We start from the raw sequence: 15,178 nt of genomic DNA on the forward strand, positions 1-15,178 counted from the left end.
CAAAATTACACAAAAAAAGATTCTGGAGTCTTAACGCAAAAATATTTTTTATAACTGATGCTTTTTTTATTGTAACTGCATCACAAAAGAGACAAATGCTTCGCCTCGCATTTCATAATTTTTAAATTGGTCATAACTTGCACAGGCAGGTGACAAAAGAACCGTCACCTCTTTTGCCTTACAATCCATTGCGTCAACAGCTGCTTCACGCACCGCATTTTTCAAAGTTAAGCTCATAGAAAAGGGAAAAGCAGATCCAATAGTGCGAGCAAATTCTTCCGCTGCGCTCCCAATCAAATAGGCTTTACGAATTTTAGGAAAAAATTCTCTAAGAGACTCTATTCCTCCCTTTTTTGCCTGTCCCCCAACAATCCAAAAAATATCATTAAAGGTGGAAAGCGCAGGAGCTGTTGCATCTGCATTAGTCGCTTTGCTGTCATTGATAAACAAAACCGCTCCCATTTTACGCACCTGCTGCATACGATGATCCAGCCCTTTATAACTTGCTAAATGCTTGTTCATAGAGGAATCGGTTATTTTTAAAGCCTGCAATGTTGCTAATGCTATAAGGGCATTTTGCGCATTATGACGTCCGCGCAAAGCAGTCATAGACGCCAGATCTGCAAGCATATGACGCTGTCCTTGACAAACAGAAAAGAGCTTGGTCCCATCTGCATAAAAACCATTTTCAACAAAATGATCCTTGGAAATTGCCCAAATTTTCTTCCCCTCATGAAGCAACTGTTGATATAAAACCCGACAAGCTGCATCATCAACTGAAATAAAAGCCTGAAAAGCCTGAGCAATCAGATGCCTTTTGGTTTGCACATAACAGGCAAAACTCCCATGTCGATCAATATGATCAGGTGTTAAATTCAATAAAAGTCCAATGGTCGGCTGAAGAGAAGGAGTAAGATCAATTTGAAATGATGAACATTCAATCACATAGATACGTTTTTTAACAAATGGCTTAAGCGTCAATATTGCCTTTCCGATATTTCCTCCTATCTGCACATCATAACCCATTTGTTCTAGCAAATGAGCAAGTAAAGCCGTTGTGGTTGACTTCCCATTCGTTCCCGTAATCGCAATGAAAGGAACATCTTGGTCACAAAAACCATAATGCTGTAAAAAATGATGGCGTGCACGAACAAATAACTCAATATCACCGATAATTTCTATATTTTTTTTTCGTGCTTTTTCAACAACCCAATGGGGTTGAGGATAATTTAAAGGAACTCCAGGAGCTAAAATCAATGTAACAAACTCTGACCAATCTTCATAACGAAGATCTCGCGTTGGAATATTGTGCCGAAAAGCCATTTGCACGCTTAAAGGACTATCATCCCACGCCACCACTTCTGCACCGCCACGCATCAATGCTTGTGCCGTTGCTAGTCCAGACTTCCCTAATCCAAATAGAGCAACTTTTTGTCCTTTATAACACGCAACAGAAATCAAAATCTCACCGCAATTTAAGTGTTGAAAGACCAATAAGAGCAAGAACAATTGAAATAATCCAAAAGCGTATCACGACTTGGCTTTCAGTCCAGCCTTTTTTCTCAAAATGATGATGTATCGGTGCCATAAGAAACACTCGTTTTCTTGTTAATTTGAAATAAACAACCTGAATAACAACCGAAAAAGCTTCCACAACAAAAAGCCCACCAATAAGAGCCAAAACAATTTCGTGTTTCGTAGCGACCGCAACAGTCCCCAATAATCCTCCAAGAGCCAACGAACCAGTATCTCCCATAAAAATAGCTGCAGGTGGTGCATTAAACCATAAAAAACCAAGCCCTGCTCCAACAACAGCTCCCAATAAAACAGCCAATTCACCTGTTCCCGATACATAATGAATTTGGAGATAATCAGCAAAATTCATATTACCAGAAAGATAAGCAATCAGAGCAAAAGATAAGGCTGCAACCATCACAGGAACAATAGCAAGCCCATCAAGTCCATCCGTCAAATTAACCGCATTACCCGTCGCGACAATGACAAAAGCAGAAAAAGGAATAAAAAACCAGCCCAAATTGATAAGATAATCTTTCAAAAAAGGCAAAGCAAATCCAGATGAACCAATTTTCAGGATGACAAAAGCAGCAATTGCGGCAACACAAAACTCCAAGCTTAGCCGTGCTTTCCCAGAAAATCCTTTGTCTGTTTGTTTTGTGACCTTAAGATAATCGTCATAAAATCCAATTGCCCCAAAAGAAAGCATAACCAATAGCGATACCCAAAAATAAATATTCGATAAATTACACCACAAAAATGCCGATACTATAATGCCGGTTAAAATCATCAATCCACCCATTGTAGGTGTTCCAGCCTTTTTAAAATGTGTTTGAGGACCATCAGCACGAATCGGTTGCCCTTTACCCTGCCGCAATTTAAGAGAAGCAATGATGCTAGGTCCAAACAAAAAGACAATAAGCCCCGAAGTGAGCATAGCCGCTATCGTGCGAAAAGTAATATAACGAAATACATTCACACCTGGAAGCCAATCACTAAACGAAGAAAAAAACAGCATCATGGTAAAAAAACCTCTTAAAACTATGAAGAAACCGCTTTATAGCGATCAAGCAATGCAGTCACAATATTTGATGAACAAAGGCTATTGGATGATTTAACCATAAGCAGATCCCCAGAAGAAATTTCTGCTAAAAGAAGCGACAAAATTTTCTCAATATTTTCAGCATAATAAACCTTAACACCAGCAGACAAATCACTGACTAAAGATTTCATCGCCTCACCAAATAGAAAAACCGGATTAGCGCCGGAAAGCCGTATTGGCTTTATTAAATCACGATGAAGCTTTGCACTATACTCCCCTAACTCTAGCATATCCCCTAAAATAGCAATTCGCCGCCCCTCTTCCCCGACTGGTCCTGTAGCAAGAAGCTCAAGCGCAGCACGCATAGAAGCAGGATTAGCATTATAGCTTTCATCAATGAGATAAAATTCACCCCCATTTGATAAAGACAGTCGATAACGAACACCTCGCCCCTTTTGAAAAGAAAAATGGCGAAAAGAAAGAAAAATAGGCTCTAACTCAACCCCCATAGCATCACAAGCAGCAATAACCCCTAAACTATTTTGCACAATATGGCGTCCGGGAGCACCAATTTGAACCTCCCTATCCCGCCCCCTAATACGTACAACCATAGAAGAACGATCGGTTAGAAGACATATATCTCGCGCTTGATAATCAGCATTTTTAGTTTCACCAAAGCTTAAGATCTTCTTTACACCGTATTTTTTTACTTTTTGAACGAGATAAGAAAAAAAATCACTATCCGCATTTAAAATGGCAATGCCTTTCTCATCTAATCCTTCAAAAATCTCAGCTTTTGCCTTTGCTATTTCTTCAAGATTTTTGAAAAAACCCATATGTCCTGCACAAATATGCGTAATGAGGACAACATGCGGACAAACCAGTTTGACCAGAGGGCGAATTTCATCTCTATGATTCATGCCAATTTCAAAGATACCATAATCACTCTCCACAGGCATCCGCGCTAAAGTGAGTGGAACCCCCCAGCAATTGTTTAAAGAAGCAAGATTTGCATGAACGTTCCCAGCCGTTGCAAGTGCTTGTTTCAAAGCTTCTTTTGTCGTTGTTTTTCCCACCGATCCTGTTATCGCGATAATCTTAGCTCCTGAACGTTTGCGTGCAGCTTGTGCAAGTTTTTCTAGGGCTTGCAAAACATCAGGAACAATAATGAGTGGAGCCGATATCTTTTTCATATCCCTCAAACGATGTTCCGCAACGATAAGGGCGCCTGCACCTCGTTCATAAGCTTGCGCAGCAAAATCATGACCATCAAGATGATGCCCCTTAATGCAAAAAAAAAATATCACCTTCCGCAAGAGTACGGCTATCAATGGAAACCCCAGAAAAAGTTTCTGGGATGCTTCCCATTACAACACCATTAATGGCAGCAACAAGTGCTTTCTTATCCCATAAAGCTGTCATTTCTTTCGGTCCTCTAGAGCTTCTATCGCTTTCAGACGATCTGAAAAAGGATAAGTTGTCTGCCCTATAATTTGGCCATCCTCATGACCTTTTCCAGCAATAATTAATGTATCACCAACTTTCAAAAGCTCCACTGCGTAAGAAATAGCCTCACCACGATCTGCTATCTCTATTGCTGTTGGCACCGCCTGTAAAATATCCTTGCGTATTTTTTCTGGCATTTCTGTGCGAGGATTATCATCCGTTACAATAACAATATCCGCTTTATCCGCCGCAATTTTTCCCATCAAAGGTCTTTTTCCTTGATCACGATCTCCTCCACAACCAAAAACAACAATCAAACGCCCTTGCGTAAAGGGACGAACAGAAAGCAAAACCTGCTCCAAAGCTTCTGGTTTATGGGCATAATCAATATAAACAGGCGCATTATTTTCTGTCTTTCCGACAAACTCTAACCGCCCAGGTGCCCCCTGCAAAGTTTCAAGCGCAGAAAAAACCTTACAAGGTGAAACACCCGTTGCAATTGCTAACCCTGCTGCCATAAGCGCATTGGCTACCTGAAAATCTCCCGCTAAAGGCAAATCAAATGTATAAATATTGTTTTCCACACGGCACTCAATACACTGTTTAGAGCGTTGATGTTCGACACGATTAATCGTGATAAATTGCCCTTTACGACCAATTGTCAAGACACGGCGGCGCGCTTGTGTAACAACATCAATAACCTTTTGTGAATAGACATCATCAGCAAAAATCAAAGCAGGAGAAGATACAGGCAAAAGTGTATCAAACAATCTCATTTTAGCCCGCAAATAATCCTCTACCCCCGTATGATAATCCATGTGATCTCGCCCTAAATTGGTAAAGGCCCCAGCCGTTAAACGGACTCCATCAAGTCGTCCTTGATCAAGCCCATGCGAAGAAGCTTCAAGAGCTGCATGAGTTACACCTTCATAAGAAATTTCACAAAGAACACGGTGCAAGACGACCGGATCAGGTGTCGTGAGAGAACCATAAACATTCCGTTTAGGAGAAACAACACCAACCGTTCCTATACTCGCAGCACAAAATCCAACATGAGTCCAAATTTGCCGAATAAAAGAGACAACAGATGTTTTACCACTTGTACCAGTTACAGCAACGACCGTTTCAGGCTGAGAACCGTAAAAACGTGCAGCTGCCAACGCTAAACTATGACGAACATTAGAAACACGTAAAATGGGAACAGATAAATCCTCAAGAACAGCATAACAATCTGTAACAATTGCTCGTGCGCCACGCTTTATCGCATCATCTATATAGTGTCTTCCATCATTTTTTTTTCCTTGAACAGCGACAAAAACATAGCCTGGCAAGACTTGTCGAGAATCTGCACTGATTCCTGTTATTTCCATTGAAGAAAGATTCTGATCTTCAAAACATTCTGTAAAAACTGTTCCAAACAACATAACGATGCACCTTTGTATTCATTTTACCGTTGTTTAACGAAACTTGAATTGCTCTTTTTACTTAAAAGAGGCGAATATTCTTTTTTAAAATCGGGTTTTACACCAAGAAAACTAGCTGTACGACGAACAATATTGGCAAGCATTGGTCCAGCATTCATCCCCGCTGTTGCTGAACGCTGTCCCTCTGCAGGCTTTGGTTCATCAATAATTGTTAAAACAACATAAACAGGATCATCAATAGGAAAAGCAGCAAGAAAACTATTGAAATTTTTTGTTTTAGAATATTTTCCATTTTCAACTTTTTCAGCTGTTCCTGTCTTACCACCAACGCGATAACCTTCAACTTTTGCATTACGTCCAGAACCAATCTCACTATTTAATTTATAAAGGTAACGCATATTTTGACTTGTTTTAGCATGCAAAACCCGTTTTGCATGGTGCAAAGTTTGTTCTTTTGTACGTTTTAAAAATGTCGGAGTAATTAACCAACCACCATTCATTAAAGCAGCAGCCCCAACAGCCGTTTGCAAGGGTGTTGTTGCCATACCATGCCCAAAAGAAATCGTCATAGAATGGATATCCTTCCAATGATGTGGCACAATAGGATGGGCAACTTCAGGCAGCTCTGTTGTGAGACGATCCAGTAACCCAAGTTTTTGCAAAAAACCACGATGTTTATCAATCCCTATCGCCAATGCCTCTTTAGCAGAACCAATATTAGAAGAATAAATAAAAACCTCCCATAACGTTAAGGGACGATTTTTTCCATGAAAATCATGAATCGTATACCCACTACTTGCTTTTATTGGCTTTGAAGCATCAATAATACTGTTTAAATGAAAAATATCGGAATCAAGAGCCATGGCAGTCGTAAAACTTTTAATGATCGACCCCATTTCAAAAGCTCCTGCCGTCATCCGATTGAGACGATCACTTTTTAAAGCTTCAATAGGATTTCCAGGATTAAAGTCTGGTAGTGATGCCAAAGCCAAAACTTCCCCCGTGTGTATATTTAAAATAACAGCTCCTGCAGCAATTGCCCTATAACGCTTCATAGCCTGAATAAGTTCATCATGAACAATTGCCTGAACACGCACATCAATCGAAAGCTGAACTTGTTTTAATGATTCTTCCATGGCAAGACCAGTGGCACGCAAAGAACTCAACCCCGCATCATCAATATATTTTTCCATACCTGCAATGCCCTGATTATCAACATTTACCATACCAAGAATATGGGAAGTTACAGGTCCATCAGGATAAAAACGACGAATTTCAGTCCGAAAACCAATTCCTGGTATACCAAGAGCCATAATTTGCGTTTTCTGCATTGGTGTTAACCCACGCTGTATCCAAGAAAAACCAGATTTTCTTTTTAAGCGCTTATAGGTTTCCTGCCAATTAAGATCAGGCAAAACTGTTGAGAGCAATTCAATTGTTTCATCCACATCAATAATACGTCGTGGCTCAGCAAAAAGTGAATAAGTTTTAATATCTGTTGCCAATAAACGACCCTTCCGATCAACGATATCAGGCCGTACCATCAATTGAAGAACTCCTGGCCCCTTTGCTTCTTCAATCTGTCCACCTTCCAACCCATAAGAAATAAGGCAAGCCCCCATGATGCCATATAAAATTAAAAAGCAGAACAATGAAAAAAGCAAACGTGGACGACTAGAATAGGGACGACGAACAGAGACATTATGATTATTCAACAAATTCTTTAAACGCTTTTTCTTCTGTGAGAATAAAAAAGTCGATTTCATTACTGCGCGCCTTTTTGGACAACAGCATTTATCTGAGAAGCCCGATTATTTGTCAAAATATCCTGATTATCTTCCAATATATTTTGTTTAATCACTTCTTCAATTTGATCATGTACCCGTACCGGAATGTCTTTAAACTCCACGATTTGACGCGGCTGTATAACCTCTAACCCAAGTTCTTTTTGATAACGTTTCGCAAGTTTTTGCATGCGTGAAGGACTTATCATCACAGCCCACTCAGCACGAAGCAAACTTACCGTATTTTTTGCTGCAGCAATTTCATGCTCAAGATGATGAACTTCGTTCATTCGTTTTTGAACATCATATTTTACCTTATAAGTAAGACCTGCCATACAAATCATAATCATCACTAAGATCATATCAAATGTACGAAAAACTGTCATTTCTTGCCGCCTTCAAAACTGGCAATCTCTGCTAAACCAAATAATTTCATATCTGCTGCAAGAGCCTCTGCTTCAGTTCGTACACCAATACGCAACCTTGCAGAACGTGAGCGTGGATTTTTCAGTAACTCCTCTTTAGTTGCCGTGATCCCGCCTTTAAACAAAGAAAAAAATGTTGCTGGAGCAGCCTTTATTTCAGGCAGATAGCGTGATCTCATACATTCTCCAGAACGAACCGAAAAAAATCTTTTGACCATACGATCTTCAAGGGAATGAAAACTGACAACACCCAAACGACCTCCAGCTTTTAAAACGCGTTCAGCAGCAAATAAACCACATGCCAATTCACCAATTTCATCATTAACATATATACGAAGAGCCTGAAATACACGTGTAGCAGGATGTATACGATCTCCCGGCTTACGTCCTATCAACGCTTCGATAGCAGACACCAAATCACCTGTACGCATAAAAGGCTGAACAACACGACGTTTTTCAATCATCCGTGCAATTCGCCCCGCATAACGCTCTTCTCCTAATATCTTAAAAATACGTGCCAAATCCCTTGCTTTTAAATGATTTACAACATCGCTGGCTGTAAAACCAGTCTGAGCCATTCGCATATCCAGTGGACCATCTTTTTGAAAAGAAAAACCTCTTTCTGCTTCATCAAGCTGCATTGAAGAGACGCCAATATCCAAAATAACTGCATCCACCTTCTCTTCAACGACACGATCGAGCTGTGAAAACGCCATATGGACCAAACGAAGTCGTGGAAAAAATTCTTCAACAAGCGATTGTCCTGCACTAATAGCATGAGGATCACGATCAAGAGCAATCACCTCCGCCCCTGCCTTTAACAAAGCGCGCGTGTAACCACCAGCACCAAAGGTGCCATCAATCACTTTTGCTCCAACCAATGGCATAAGCCCAGCCAAAACTGGCTGCAACAACACTGGAATATGGCGTTCAGCTCTTTGATCCTGCTTTATCAAAATAATCCGTCTTGAAGTTATGCTGTCTCAAATCAACAGCTCTCTCATAGAAACTGATCTTAGAATAACCTAGCCTTCAACTTTCATATTAATCACAATGAACGAAAAAACTAAAGTTATCCCAAAACAGATCCTAACGCATTATACTTAAAAAAATGTTATAATTTTTTAAAATACTCTTTGCTCAAATGTCCATTTCAAACACATAGACTCCATAAAAGACTATATATAATCGATCTTATAAAATATCGCGTATCATCATGAAATATCAGTCGGCCTATAAGCCGGGTTCTGTAGAGTAAAGCTTACACTTTACATGGCAACCATTCATCTGGGACGGATGTTACCATCCGCCTCGTGCAACCTACCCGAATGACTCGCCCGGAAATCGGCTGCAAATTAATTTTGCACGTCATTTCTATTTGGTCTTGCTCCCGGTGGGGTTTACCTTGCCACATTCATTACTGAATGCGCGGTGGGCTCTTACTCCACCCTTTCACCCTTACCTATAAAAATAGGCGGTTTACTTTCTGTGGCACTTTCCCTAGGGTCACCCCCGCCGGGTGTTACCCGGCACCGTCTTTCCATGGAGCCCGGACTTTCCTCACCTGCCACATTTCAGCATTAGACAAGCGCGGCTGCCCAGCCGACTGACGCATTAATTTATAAAACATTTTCTGCTCCGTGAAAATAGCATCTTAAAATATTTTATAGCAACCTGTCTAAAAAGATGTTTTTATTTTAATGAAGCCAGATAAGTTTTCACTTTTGCGCAATATTTCGCCGAAATAGAATTCATTTTTTTTGCAGCATGACCTGCGTTATATTTAAGGATTGTACCACACGTACTTCCACCACTGAGTTTATACGCCCGAGCCAAATAACGTATACCATACTCAAGATTAGTCGCAGGATCGTACAAATCCTGTACAGAACCACTAAAGCCCAACCCTCGTGCCGTAGAGGGTTTAATTTGCATCAAACCTATTTCGCCAGCAGCCCCCTTTATACTTGCTTTATAATTACTTTCAACTTTTACAACAGCATGTGCTAAATTAACGGGAACATTATATTTATTCGCAAGTTTTTGAATAAGAAATTCATAAGGACGATGAGAAATCTTAGAAGCAACAATCACTGAGGCTTCTCCTGATTCTACAACATTTAAGACATTATGAGTCCAACTTATATCAAGTACAAAAAATACAGCACACGCTGTATTTAACAAGATTTTCAAAAATTGCATTTTCCTTCTCTTCACTCAAACATTCTCAAATTCTAGCCGCAAATAATTTGCAAACGTATTGTACAAAAAAAGAAAGCAAAATAACGGCTTGAAAAAGGAAAGAGTAAGACAATTTCAAGATAAAATTCTGCAACAAAAGAAAATCTCTTTATACAAAAATTATAGATTTCTCTATATCATAAAATAAAAAAAATAAAGAGACTATAATTAATCTTATAGCGTATTAAATGAAATGATATAATCTATAAATTGCTGTTAGCGCTATTATATCACTCAATTTTTATATTAAAAAAAATAGCATCTTAAACGGATATAAAATTTTTTACATAAGATTATTAATTTTTTTATTGAGATCAATCCCACAAAGCAAAAGAGATTAGAACATCTTTTACCGAAGATCCTCAATATCAAAAAAGTTTCATAAAAAATATAAACCGTTATCAACGCTTCTCGCTAGTTAATAAACACCCACAACACTCTTTATGTGTGATAAAACCTCAACAAATAACAAAACAAATCCTTACCCCCATCATTGCGCATAAAAATTCATAAATATACTAAGATCTGTAAAATAAAGGAATCTTAAATCCTTTAAAAATTTTTTATTTTCTGATATCAAATAAAAAAATAACTGGCATATCAAATGCGATTAACGTGTTTTATCATAGTCAATACTGCTTTTGTCATTATAGCAATTGATAATGCGATTAACTTTACCAATACCCTTGATAGACTTGCTATCACTCCTGTAATGATTGCAACATTATCCTCATACTCCGATTGCTTACCTTTTGAGTAAGATAATTTTTGATCTTACAAATTGATTATCTCCTCGCACTTTTCAAAACTTCACGAAAAGCTCATGCTTCTTAAAATAAAACCCAAAAGCGCTATTAAAAAGATAGCTAAAAATAAGCATTAGCAATGGAAGGACGAGAAATCGCTTTTGAGAGAGCCATAGCAATAGTTTCACCAGATTTGTGAGCCTGCTCACGACTCTGACCATTTTTAAAAGCAAGCGCAATTACATCGCGACGCAGCTGCGCAATAAACAACTCTTGCTGTTGAGGACTCATCTTAGAAAGATGCTTGATAATATCTGGAAAAGACACGGACAATCTCTCTAACAACAACTCCTCTGTTACATCAAGCTTCTGAGAGGAAAAAGAAGAGCGACCGGAAAAAAACTGATAAACAGCACTACTTCGAGAAGCAAAAAAGACAGCGCCAGAAATAAAAAATACAAATAAAATAAAAATAATACGATGCAAAAAAGATCCCATTATCTCTTACCTAAAGATCACAGAATACAAACACAGATTCCTTTTATGATTCTCCTTATAGCATTCAACAATGCCTCAATAAAGAAAAATCAAATTATTGAAAATGAATACGCTAACAATATCCGCCCAATAAGACCTGCACCTCTGTGTATTTAGGTACTATAGGCGAAACTAATAACAGATCTTACACTTCCCCCTAATAACACCTTACAACATCCCCTAAAACAATTATAAAAAGCCTGACTGAGGAAATCCTCAGTCAGGCCAGACAATCTAGGGGATCCACGCGGGGGGGGGGAGGAGGTTCCCCGATTGTCCTCTCACATCAACCACTAAGATAGCCGATGCAATATTCTTGCTATGGAATAAAATTCTTTAAACAACAAGAAATTCTTATCATCTTCTACGCAAAAAAACATAAAAGAGTTATAAATTGTTTAAAAATGTTTAAATTTAGGCAAAAAAAGTTCACAATGACCCAATTTGAAGCAATTTTATTTCAAGAAGTATCAATTAGAATCTACGATCATTATAACTTAGAATCTACGATCATTATAACTGTTAAATAGTTTCTTTCATAACTCTGATGATCATAATTAAAAAACCGTGATTTCTACGTATCCACCCTATAAAAATCAAACTATGTAAAAGTAGAATCACTTTTCCAACAGCAATCACCACAAAAGAAAAACGTAGATTTTTAAAATCTTACACAAATAATTGTAAAAAATGAAAAATATCTTCTTGCAAGAAAACTCTGAATTATCTAAATAAAAACAATAAATTAGAGAAATAAAATCTTATCTATCTTTATAAAAAATTTCTGTAAATGATCATTAAAATATTGTCACATCCCTTATGTAACAATCAATGAAAAATTTAAACAGCTTAATCTTATGAAAAAATGAGAGCTCTGAAGGTATTTGTTTCGAATCACGCCCTATAATCATTCCAAATAATGATAAACTATTTTAATAATAACCAACAGTCTCTAACGCATTTTAGCATAACAAACCGAGATCAATGCAGACATCTTCTCTTAATCTCTATCATTTAAATGATCCCGTAAAATAATACACACAGTAGTTTCTATGCTTAAAAATTGTTGTAGTCTGTTTTTCTAACGTAACCAATTCATTTATTTCTAATCATAACTCATCATTTTACAATTTACATGAGAGATCTCAGGAGGGTAAGGTTCCCTTATTTTATAAATCTTCGTCTATTGAATCAATGAATAGTCATACTATCGCACATCACAAACAAGAAGAAGCATATGGATAAAAAACATAGAAAGAGTCAAAATACCTTCTATGAACCATTTTAAAGCAAGATCTGCAGTAACATGAGAAACTGAAACATAAACGATGATGCCGGCTTACAACTTTTACTTAAACTAAAGACAATGGTGCCCTATCAATTTTACGCTATACTCATGGACTGTGTCATAAGATGAGCGGCAAGCATAAAAAGAAAGAAAATCACTTTTGGTAAGAAAAATGGACTTATTTAATAACCTTCATACTTCTCATGATAAAAAAATACGAAACTTTAGTGTAATATCACGCTTTTCTTTCCTACTTGCAGCCACGAACTATCCATAAATCATCGTCAATCTGATTTTTATGAATATAATGCAAAACACATAGACGAACGTCATATATAAATGCTTGTAGGAAGAAATAAACGTAAAGCCAGATGCGTTATTATAACCGTTGTTGTACAAAATGTTTTTAAAATTCAGAATATCACTCCAATCCATTACCAATTTATGAGTAATTTTATGGCATCATCTACCAAGCTTTTACTTTTTCTATTACTTGTAAATCAACACCTGCTCCTAACATAGCAATATTTTTGAGATAAATATTAGAGCAAATGAGAACCATATGAACAGTCCCAGCTTTTATATACTCAATTAGAGTAAAAATATTTACGTCTGTTTGAGAAATCGAAAAAAAGCCATCATTCATTCTGAAAGAAACATAAAGGTCAAAAGATAAAAACCTATTGCCATATTTACCATCTCTTTCATTTGTCTTTACGACTTTCAAACAGGCTCATAACGCTGTGTTTTAAATAATGAATATCATGCATTGTCTTACCCTTTTACTTTTTCGTCTTTTTAGAGCATCTTTTTGCACCCCTCACTAAAAATTCCAAGGTATTTCTTATCTAAGCACCTGTTTTAAAGAGACATCTTAAGATCGCACCACCATTTTTGACATTTATGAAGGTATGAGCCATTACTATATTATATTGTGGGATGTTATATCATATTGCAGCCGCTCTCACATTCAGAAAATGTATAAAAGATGTATTTCCTTTTACAAACGGTATTATTTAGATAAATATCTTCTCTTGTAACAGACAAACAGACTCTTTTGGATTCTGAAACAGAAAATTTGAAATGAAAAAAATATTCTTATATTCAAGCCTCTCATTGAAGTCTAAAAAATAAATGATCTTTTAAAATCAATATATTAGCTAATAAAACAAATATGATATCAAGACACCTTAAATAATAATCCTCATAGGGTTAACTCTATAGAAGGTGCCTTCATTACACAGCCTCCACGCCCCTATGAAACACGAAGACTCTCATATAAAAACATAATACAAATGTAAAAAATAATAGATTATCAATGATTGAATAAAGTTTTATCTCTACGCTATTCCTTGAGAAAAATCAGAGAATAAAGCACGTTACCAAACGCGATTTATGCAAAATCTACTTGTTTATCTTTGATATCGTCAACCAATAAACGCGGATCACGAGCAAGCCAAAGCGTAACCATACCCTCCTCACTGTTTTCATTTTGTATAGGAGTAAGCCAAACCGTTTGTTCTAGAACAAGTCCCGCATTTTTAAGCCATTGTTCTATTTGTAAAGCCGAAAATCCAAGACGCATATGCGCTTGATCAGAATATGAAGATTCAATTTCATGATAACCAAAATCCACAATCAATAAACGGCCATGAGGACGCAAAACACTTGATATCTCATGAAGAAATATTGCAGGATTTTCAAGAAAATGTAAAACCCAATGAAGAATAACTAAATCGAAAGTTGTATCTCCAACAGACAAGTGAAAAACATTGCTATCAAGCACGACTTCAACCGCATGCGTATAAATATTAGAAAACAATTTTAAGACAGAGTCTCCACCTATTCCAATATTCAGCATCGTCTGAAATGGTTTATCGCCAATGATTTCAAGTAAAGCGTTTTTCACACTATGATCTGCCATATAGAATGACCGTAATACATCCCATTGCAACGTATTTTGCAAGAAATGCTTCTTTCTCGTTTTTTGACGCTGCTTTTTAACATCCTTCAAACGTTCTAAGTCGTGCACTAACAACATATCATGCTTTGGCAAAGCCAAAAGAACACCCATCACAATGTCTTTACCCCAAAAATCATGACAAAGCTTAAAATAAAGGCTATCTCCCTTCTGATAACGCTCAATCAATCGTGCTTCGTACAATAAACGTAAATATCGTGATATACACGCTTGCGACTGATCAAAAATAAAAATAAAATCAGGAATTGTTAAATCTTCATGATGCAAGAGCGTAAGAACACGTAAATGGCTTACTTCTGCGACCGCTTTCAGCAGCACAATCATTGCATCTAAACTTGCACTTTTTTTCATAATTATCCCTTAAACATTCCTATAAACATTTGTTGATAGGAAAAAAAGTCAAGCATAAAACGCATATTCTCATCTATTTTGTTCTCTCTATTCTATGTATACTATGAAAAAAATAGGCTACTGTAAAAAACGAACAGATCTTATCCTCTGCTTCTCGTTACAATGATAAGGCATTGATTTATAAAAACAGTTCATCATTTTCAACTTGAATAAAAAACCAGAAAACCGTAAATTTTTCTCATTTCAAACCTATTCATGATAAATCAATCCAAATCATTCTCTTACAGCTCATAAACGGAGGAGACATATGGATAAAAATACCTTTTATGGTCATCTCAAAACAAGAACTGCACACCATTGAGAGAAAATAAATAACATGATGGTGCCAGCTTGCATTT

At 37.2% G+C, this 15,178-nt stretch carries 11 protein-coding genes, 1 other RNA gene and 1 pseudogene; 1 reads left to right on the forward strand and 12 read right to left on the reverse strand.

All coding sequences use genetic code 11. The annotated features are described in order from the left end of the window. Window positions 1–66 precede the first annotated feature (66 nt). From murD to ACFIJ0_RS06920, 9 genes and pseudogenes are all read right to left on the reverse strand, one after another. Window positions 67–1,461 carry a UDP-N-acetylmuramoyl-L-alanine--D-glutamate ligase gene (gene murD / locus ACFIJ0_RS06880; protein WP_375623014.1) on the reverse strand — a complete coding sequence of 465 codons (1,395 nt, stop codon included), beginning with the start codon at window positions 1,459–1,461 and terminating at the stop codon, window positions 67–69. Window positions 1,462–1,465: 4 nt separating this feature from the next. Beyond that, entirely contained in the window at window positions 1,466–2,536 is a 1,071-nt protein-coding gene (gene mraY / locus ACFIJ0_RS06885; RefSeq protein WP_375623016.1) for a phospho-N-acetylmuramoyl-pentapeptide-transferase, read from the reverse strand. 20 nt (window positions 2,537–2,556) lie between these two features. Continuing rightward, window positions 2,557–3,979: pseudogene (gene murF / locus ACFIJ0_RS06890) on the reverse strand (UDP-N-acetylmuramoyl-tripeptide--D-alanyl-D-alanine ligase). Continuing rightward, entirely contained in the window at window positions 3,976–5,427 is a 1,452-nt protein-coding gene (locus ACFIJ0_RS06895) for a UDP-N-acetylmuramoyl-L-alanyl-D-glutamate--2,6-diaminopimelate ligase (protein ID WP_375623020.1), read from the reverse strand. Before ACFIJ0_RS06895 ends, murF begins: the two are co-directional and overlap by 4 nt. Before the next feature lie 23 nt (window positions 5,428–5,450). Further along, complete coding sequence (locus tag ACFIJ0_RS06900) at window positions 5,451–7,193, reverse strand: peptidoglycan D,D-transpeptidase FtsI family protein (RefSeq protein WP_375623022.1); 1,743 nt, start codon at window positions 7,191–7,193, stop codon at window positions 5,451–5,453. Beyond that, window positions 7,193–7,597, reverse strand: coding sequence for a hypothetical protein (locus ACFIJ0_RS06905; protein ID WP_375623024.1), 405 nt, complete (start codon window positions 7,595–7,597; stop codon window positions 7,193–7,195). The genes ACFIJ0_RS06900 and ACFIJ0_RS06905 overlap by 1 nt, the downstream gene beginning before the upstream one ends. Next, window positions 7,594–8,592, reverse strand: coding sequence for a 16S rRNA (cytosine(1402)-N(4))-methyltransferase RsmH (gene rsmH, locus ACFIJ0_RS06910; protein ID WP_375644291.1), 999 nt, complete (start codon window positions 8,590–8,592; stop codon window positions 7,594–7,596). The genes ACFIJ0_RS06905 and rsmH overlap by 4 nt, the downstream gene beginning before the upstream one ends. A gap of 264 nt (window positions 8,593–8,856) precedes the next feature. Beyond that, window positions 8,857–9,246: RNase P RNA component class A (gene rnpB / locus ACFIJ0_RS06915), an RNA gene on the reverse strand. Window positions 9,247–9,328: 82 nt separating this feature from the next. After that, window positions 9,329–9,838, reverse strand: coding sequence for a lytic transglycosylase domain-containing protein (locus ACFIJ0_RS06920; RefSeq protein ID WP_375623028.1), 510 nt, complete (start codon window positions 9,836–9,838; stop codon window positions 9,329–9,331). Between the two features lie 643 nt (window positions 9,839–10,481). On the opposite strand from ACFIJ0_RS06920, the gene ACFIJ0_RS06925 reads away from it, so the two are divergent. After that, window positions 10,482–10,637 carry a hypothetical protein gene (locus ACFIJ0_RS06925; protein ID WP_375623030.1) on the forward strand — a complete coding sequence of 52 codons (156 nt, stop codon included), beginning with the start codon at window positions 10,482–10,484 and terminating at the stop codon, window positions 10,635–10,637. 106 nt (window positions 10,638–10,743) lie between these two features. Here the strand turns inward: ACFIJ0_RS06925 and ACFIJ0_RS06930 are convergent, their stop codons facing one another. The 3 genes from ACFIJ0_RS06930 to ACFIJ0_RS06940 form a co-directional block, all read right to left on the reverse strand. After that, entirely contained in the window at window positions 10,744–11,121 is a 378-nt protein-coding gene (locus ACFIJ0_RS06930) for a hypothetical protein (RefSeq protein ID WP_375623032.1), read from the reverse strand. 1,793 nt (window positions 11,122–12,914) lie between these two features. After that, window positions 12,915–13,175 (reverse strand): hypothetical protein, encoded by a 261-nt coding sequence (locus ACFIJ0_RS06935; RefSeq protein WP_375644293.1) that lies wholly within the window; start codon window positions 13,173–13,175, stop codon window positions 12,915–12,917. Window positions 13,176–13,841: 666 nt separating this feature from the next. Then, a complete protein-coding gene (locus ACFIJ0_RS06940; RefSeq protein WP_375623034.1) occupies window positions 13,842–14,780 on the reverse strand; it encodes an ArsR/SmtB family transcription factor in 939 nt (312 codons plus the stop codon). Window positions 14,781–15,178 lie beyond the last annotated feature (398 nt).

The organism is Bartonella sp. OC68QHHN, assembly GCF_042193875.1.
Taxonomy (GTDB): domain Bacteria; phylum Pseudomonadota; class Alphaproteobacteria; order Rhizobiales; family Rhizobiaceae; genus Bartonella; species Bartonella grahamii_A.

Excerpts from the sequence above, each read along its gene's own strand:
- mraY (WP_375623016.1), bottom strand. The coding sequence starts at position 2,536 with ATGATGCTGTTTTTTTCTTCGTTTAGTGATTGGCTTCCAGGTGTGAAT.
- ACFIJ0_RS06895 (WP_375623020.1), bottom strand. The coding sequence starts at position 5,427 with ATGTTGTTTGGAACAGTTTTTACAGAATGTTTTGAAGATCAGAATCTT.
- ACFIJ0_RS06900 (WP_375623022.1), bottom strand. The coding sequence starts at position 7,193 with ATGAAATCGACTTTTTTATTCTCACAGAAGAAAAAGCGTTTAAAGAAT.
- ACFIJ0_RS06905 (WP_375623024.1), bottom strand. The coding sequence starts at position 7,597 with ATGACAGTTTTTCGTACATTTGATATGATCTTAGTGATGATTATGATT.
- ACFIJ0_RS06920 (WP_375623028.1), bottom strand. The coding sequence starts at position 9,838 with ATGCAATTTTTGAAAATCTTGTTAAATACAGCGTGTGCTGTATTTTTT.
- ACFIJ0_RS06925 (WP_375623030.1), top strand. The coding sequence starts at position 10,482 with ATGCGATTAACGTGTTTTATCATAGTCAATACTGCTTTTGTCATTATA.
- ACFIJ0_RS06930 (WP_375623032.1), bottom strand. The coding sequence starts at position 11,121 with ATGGGATCTTTTTTGCATCGTATTATTTTTATTTTATTTGTATTTTTT.
- ACFIJ0_RS06940 (WP_375623034.1), bottom strand. The coding sequence starts at position 14,780 with ATGAAAAAAAGTGCAAGTTTAGATGCAATGATTGTGCTGCTGAAAGCG.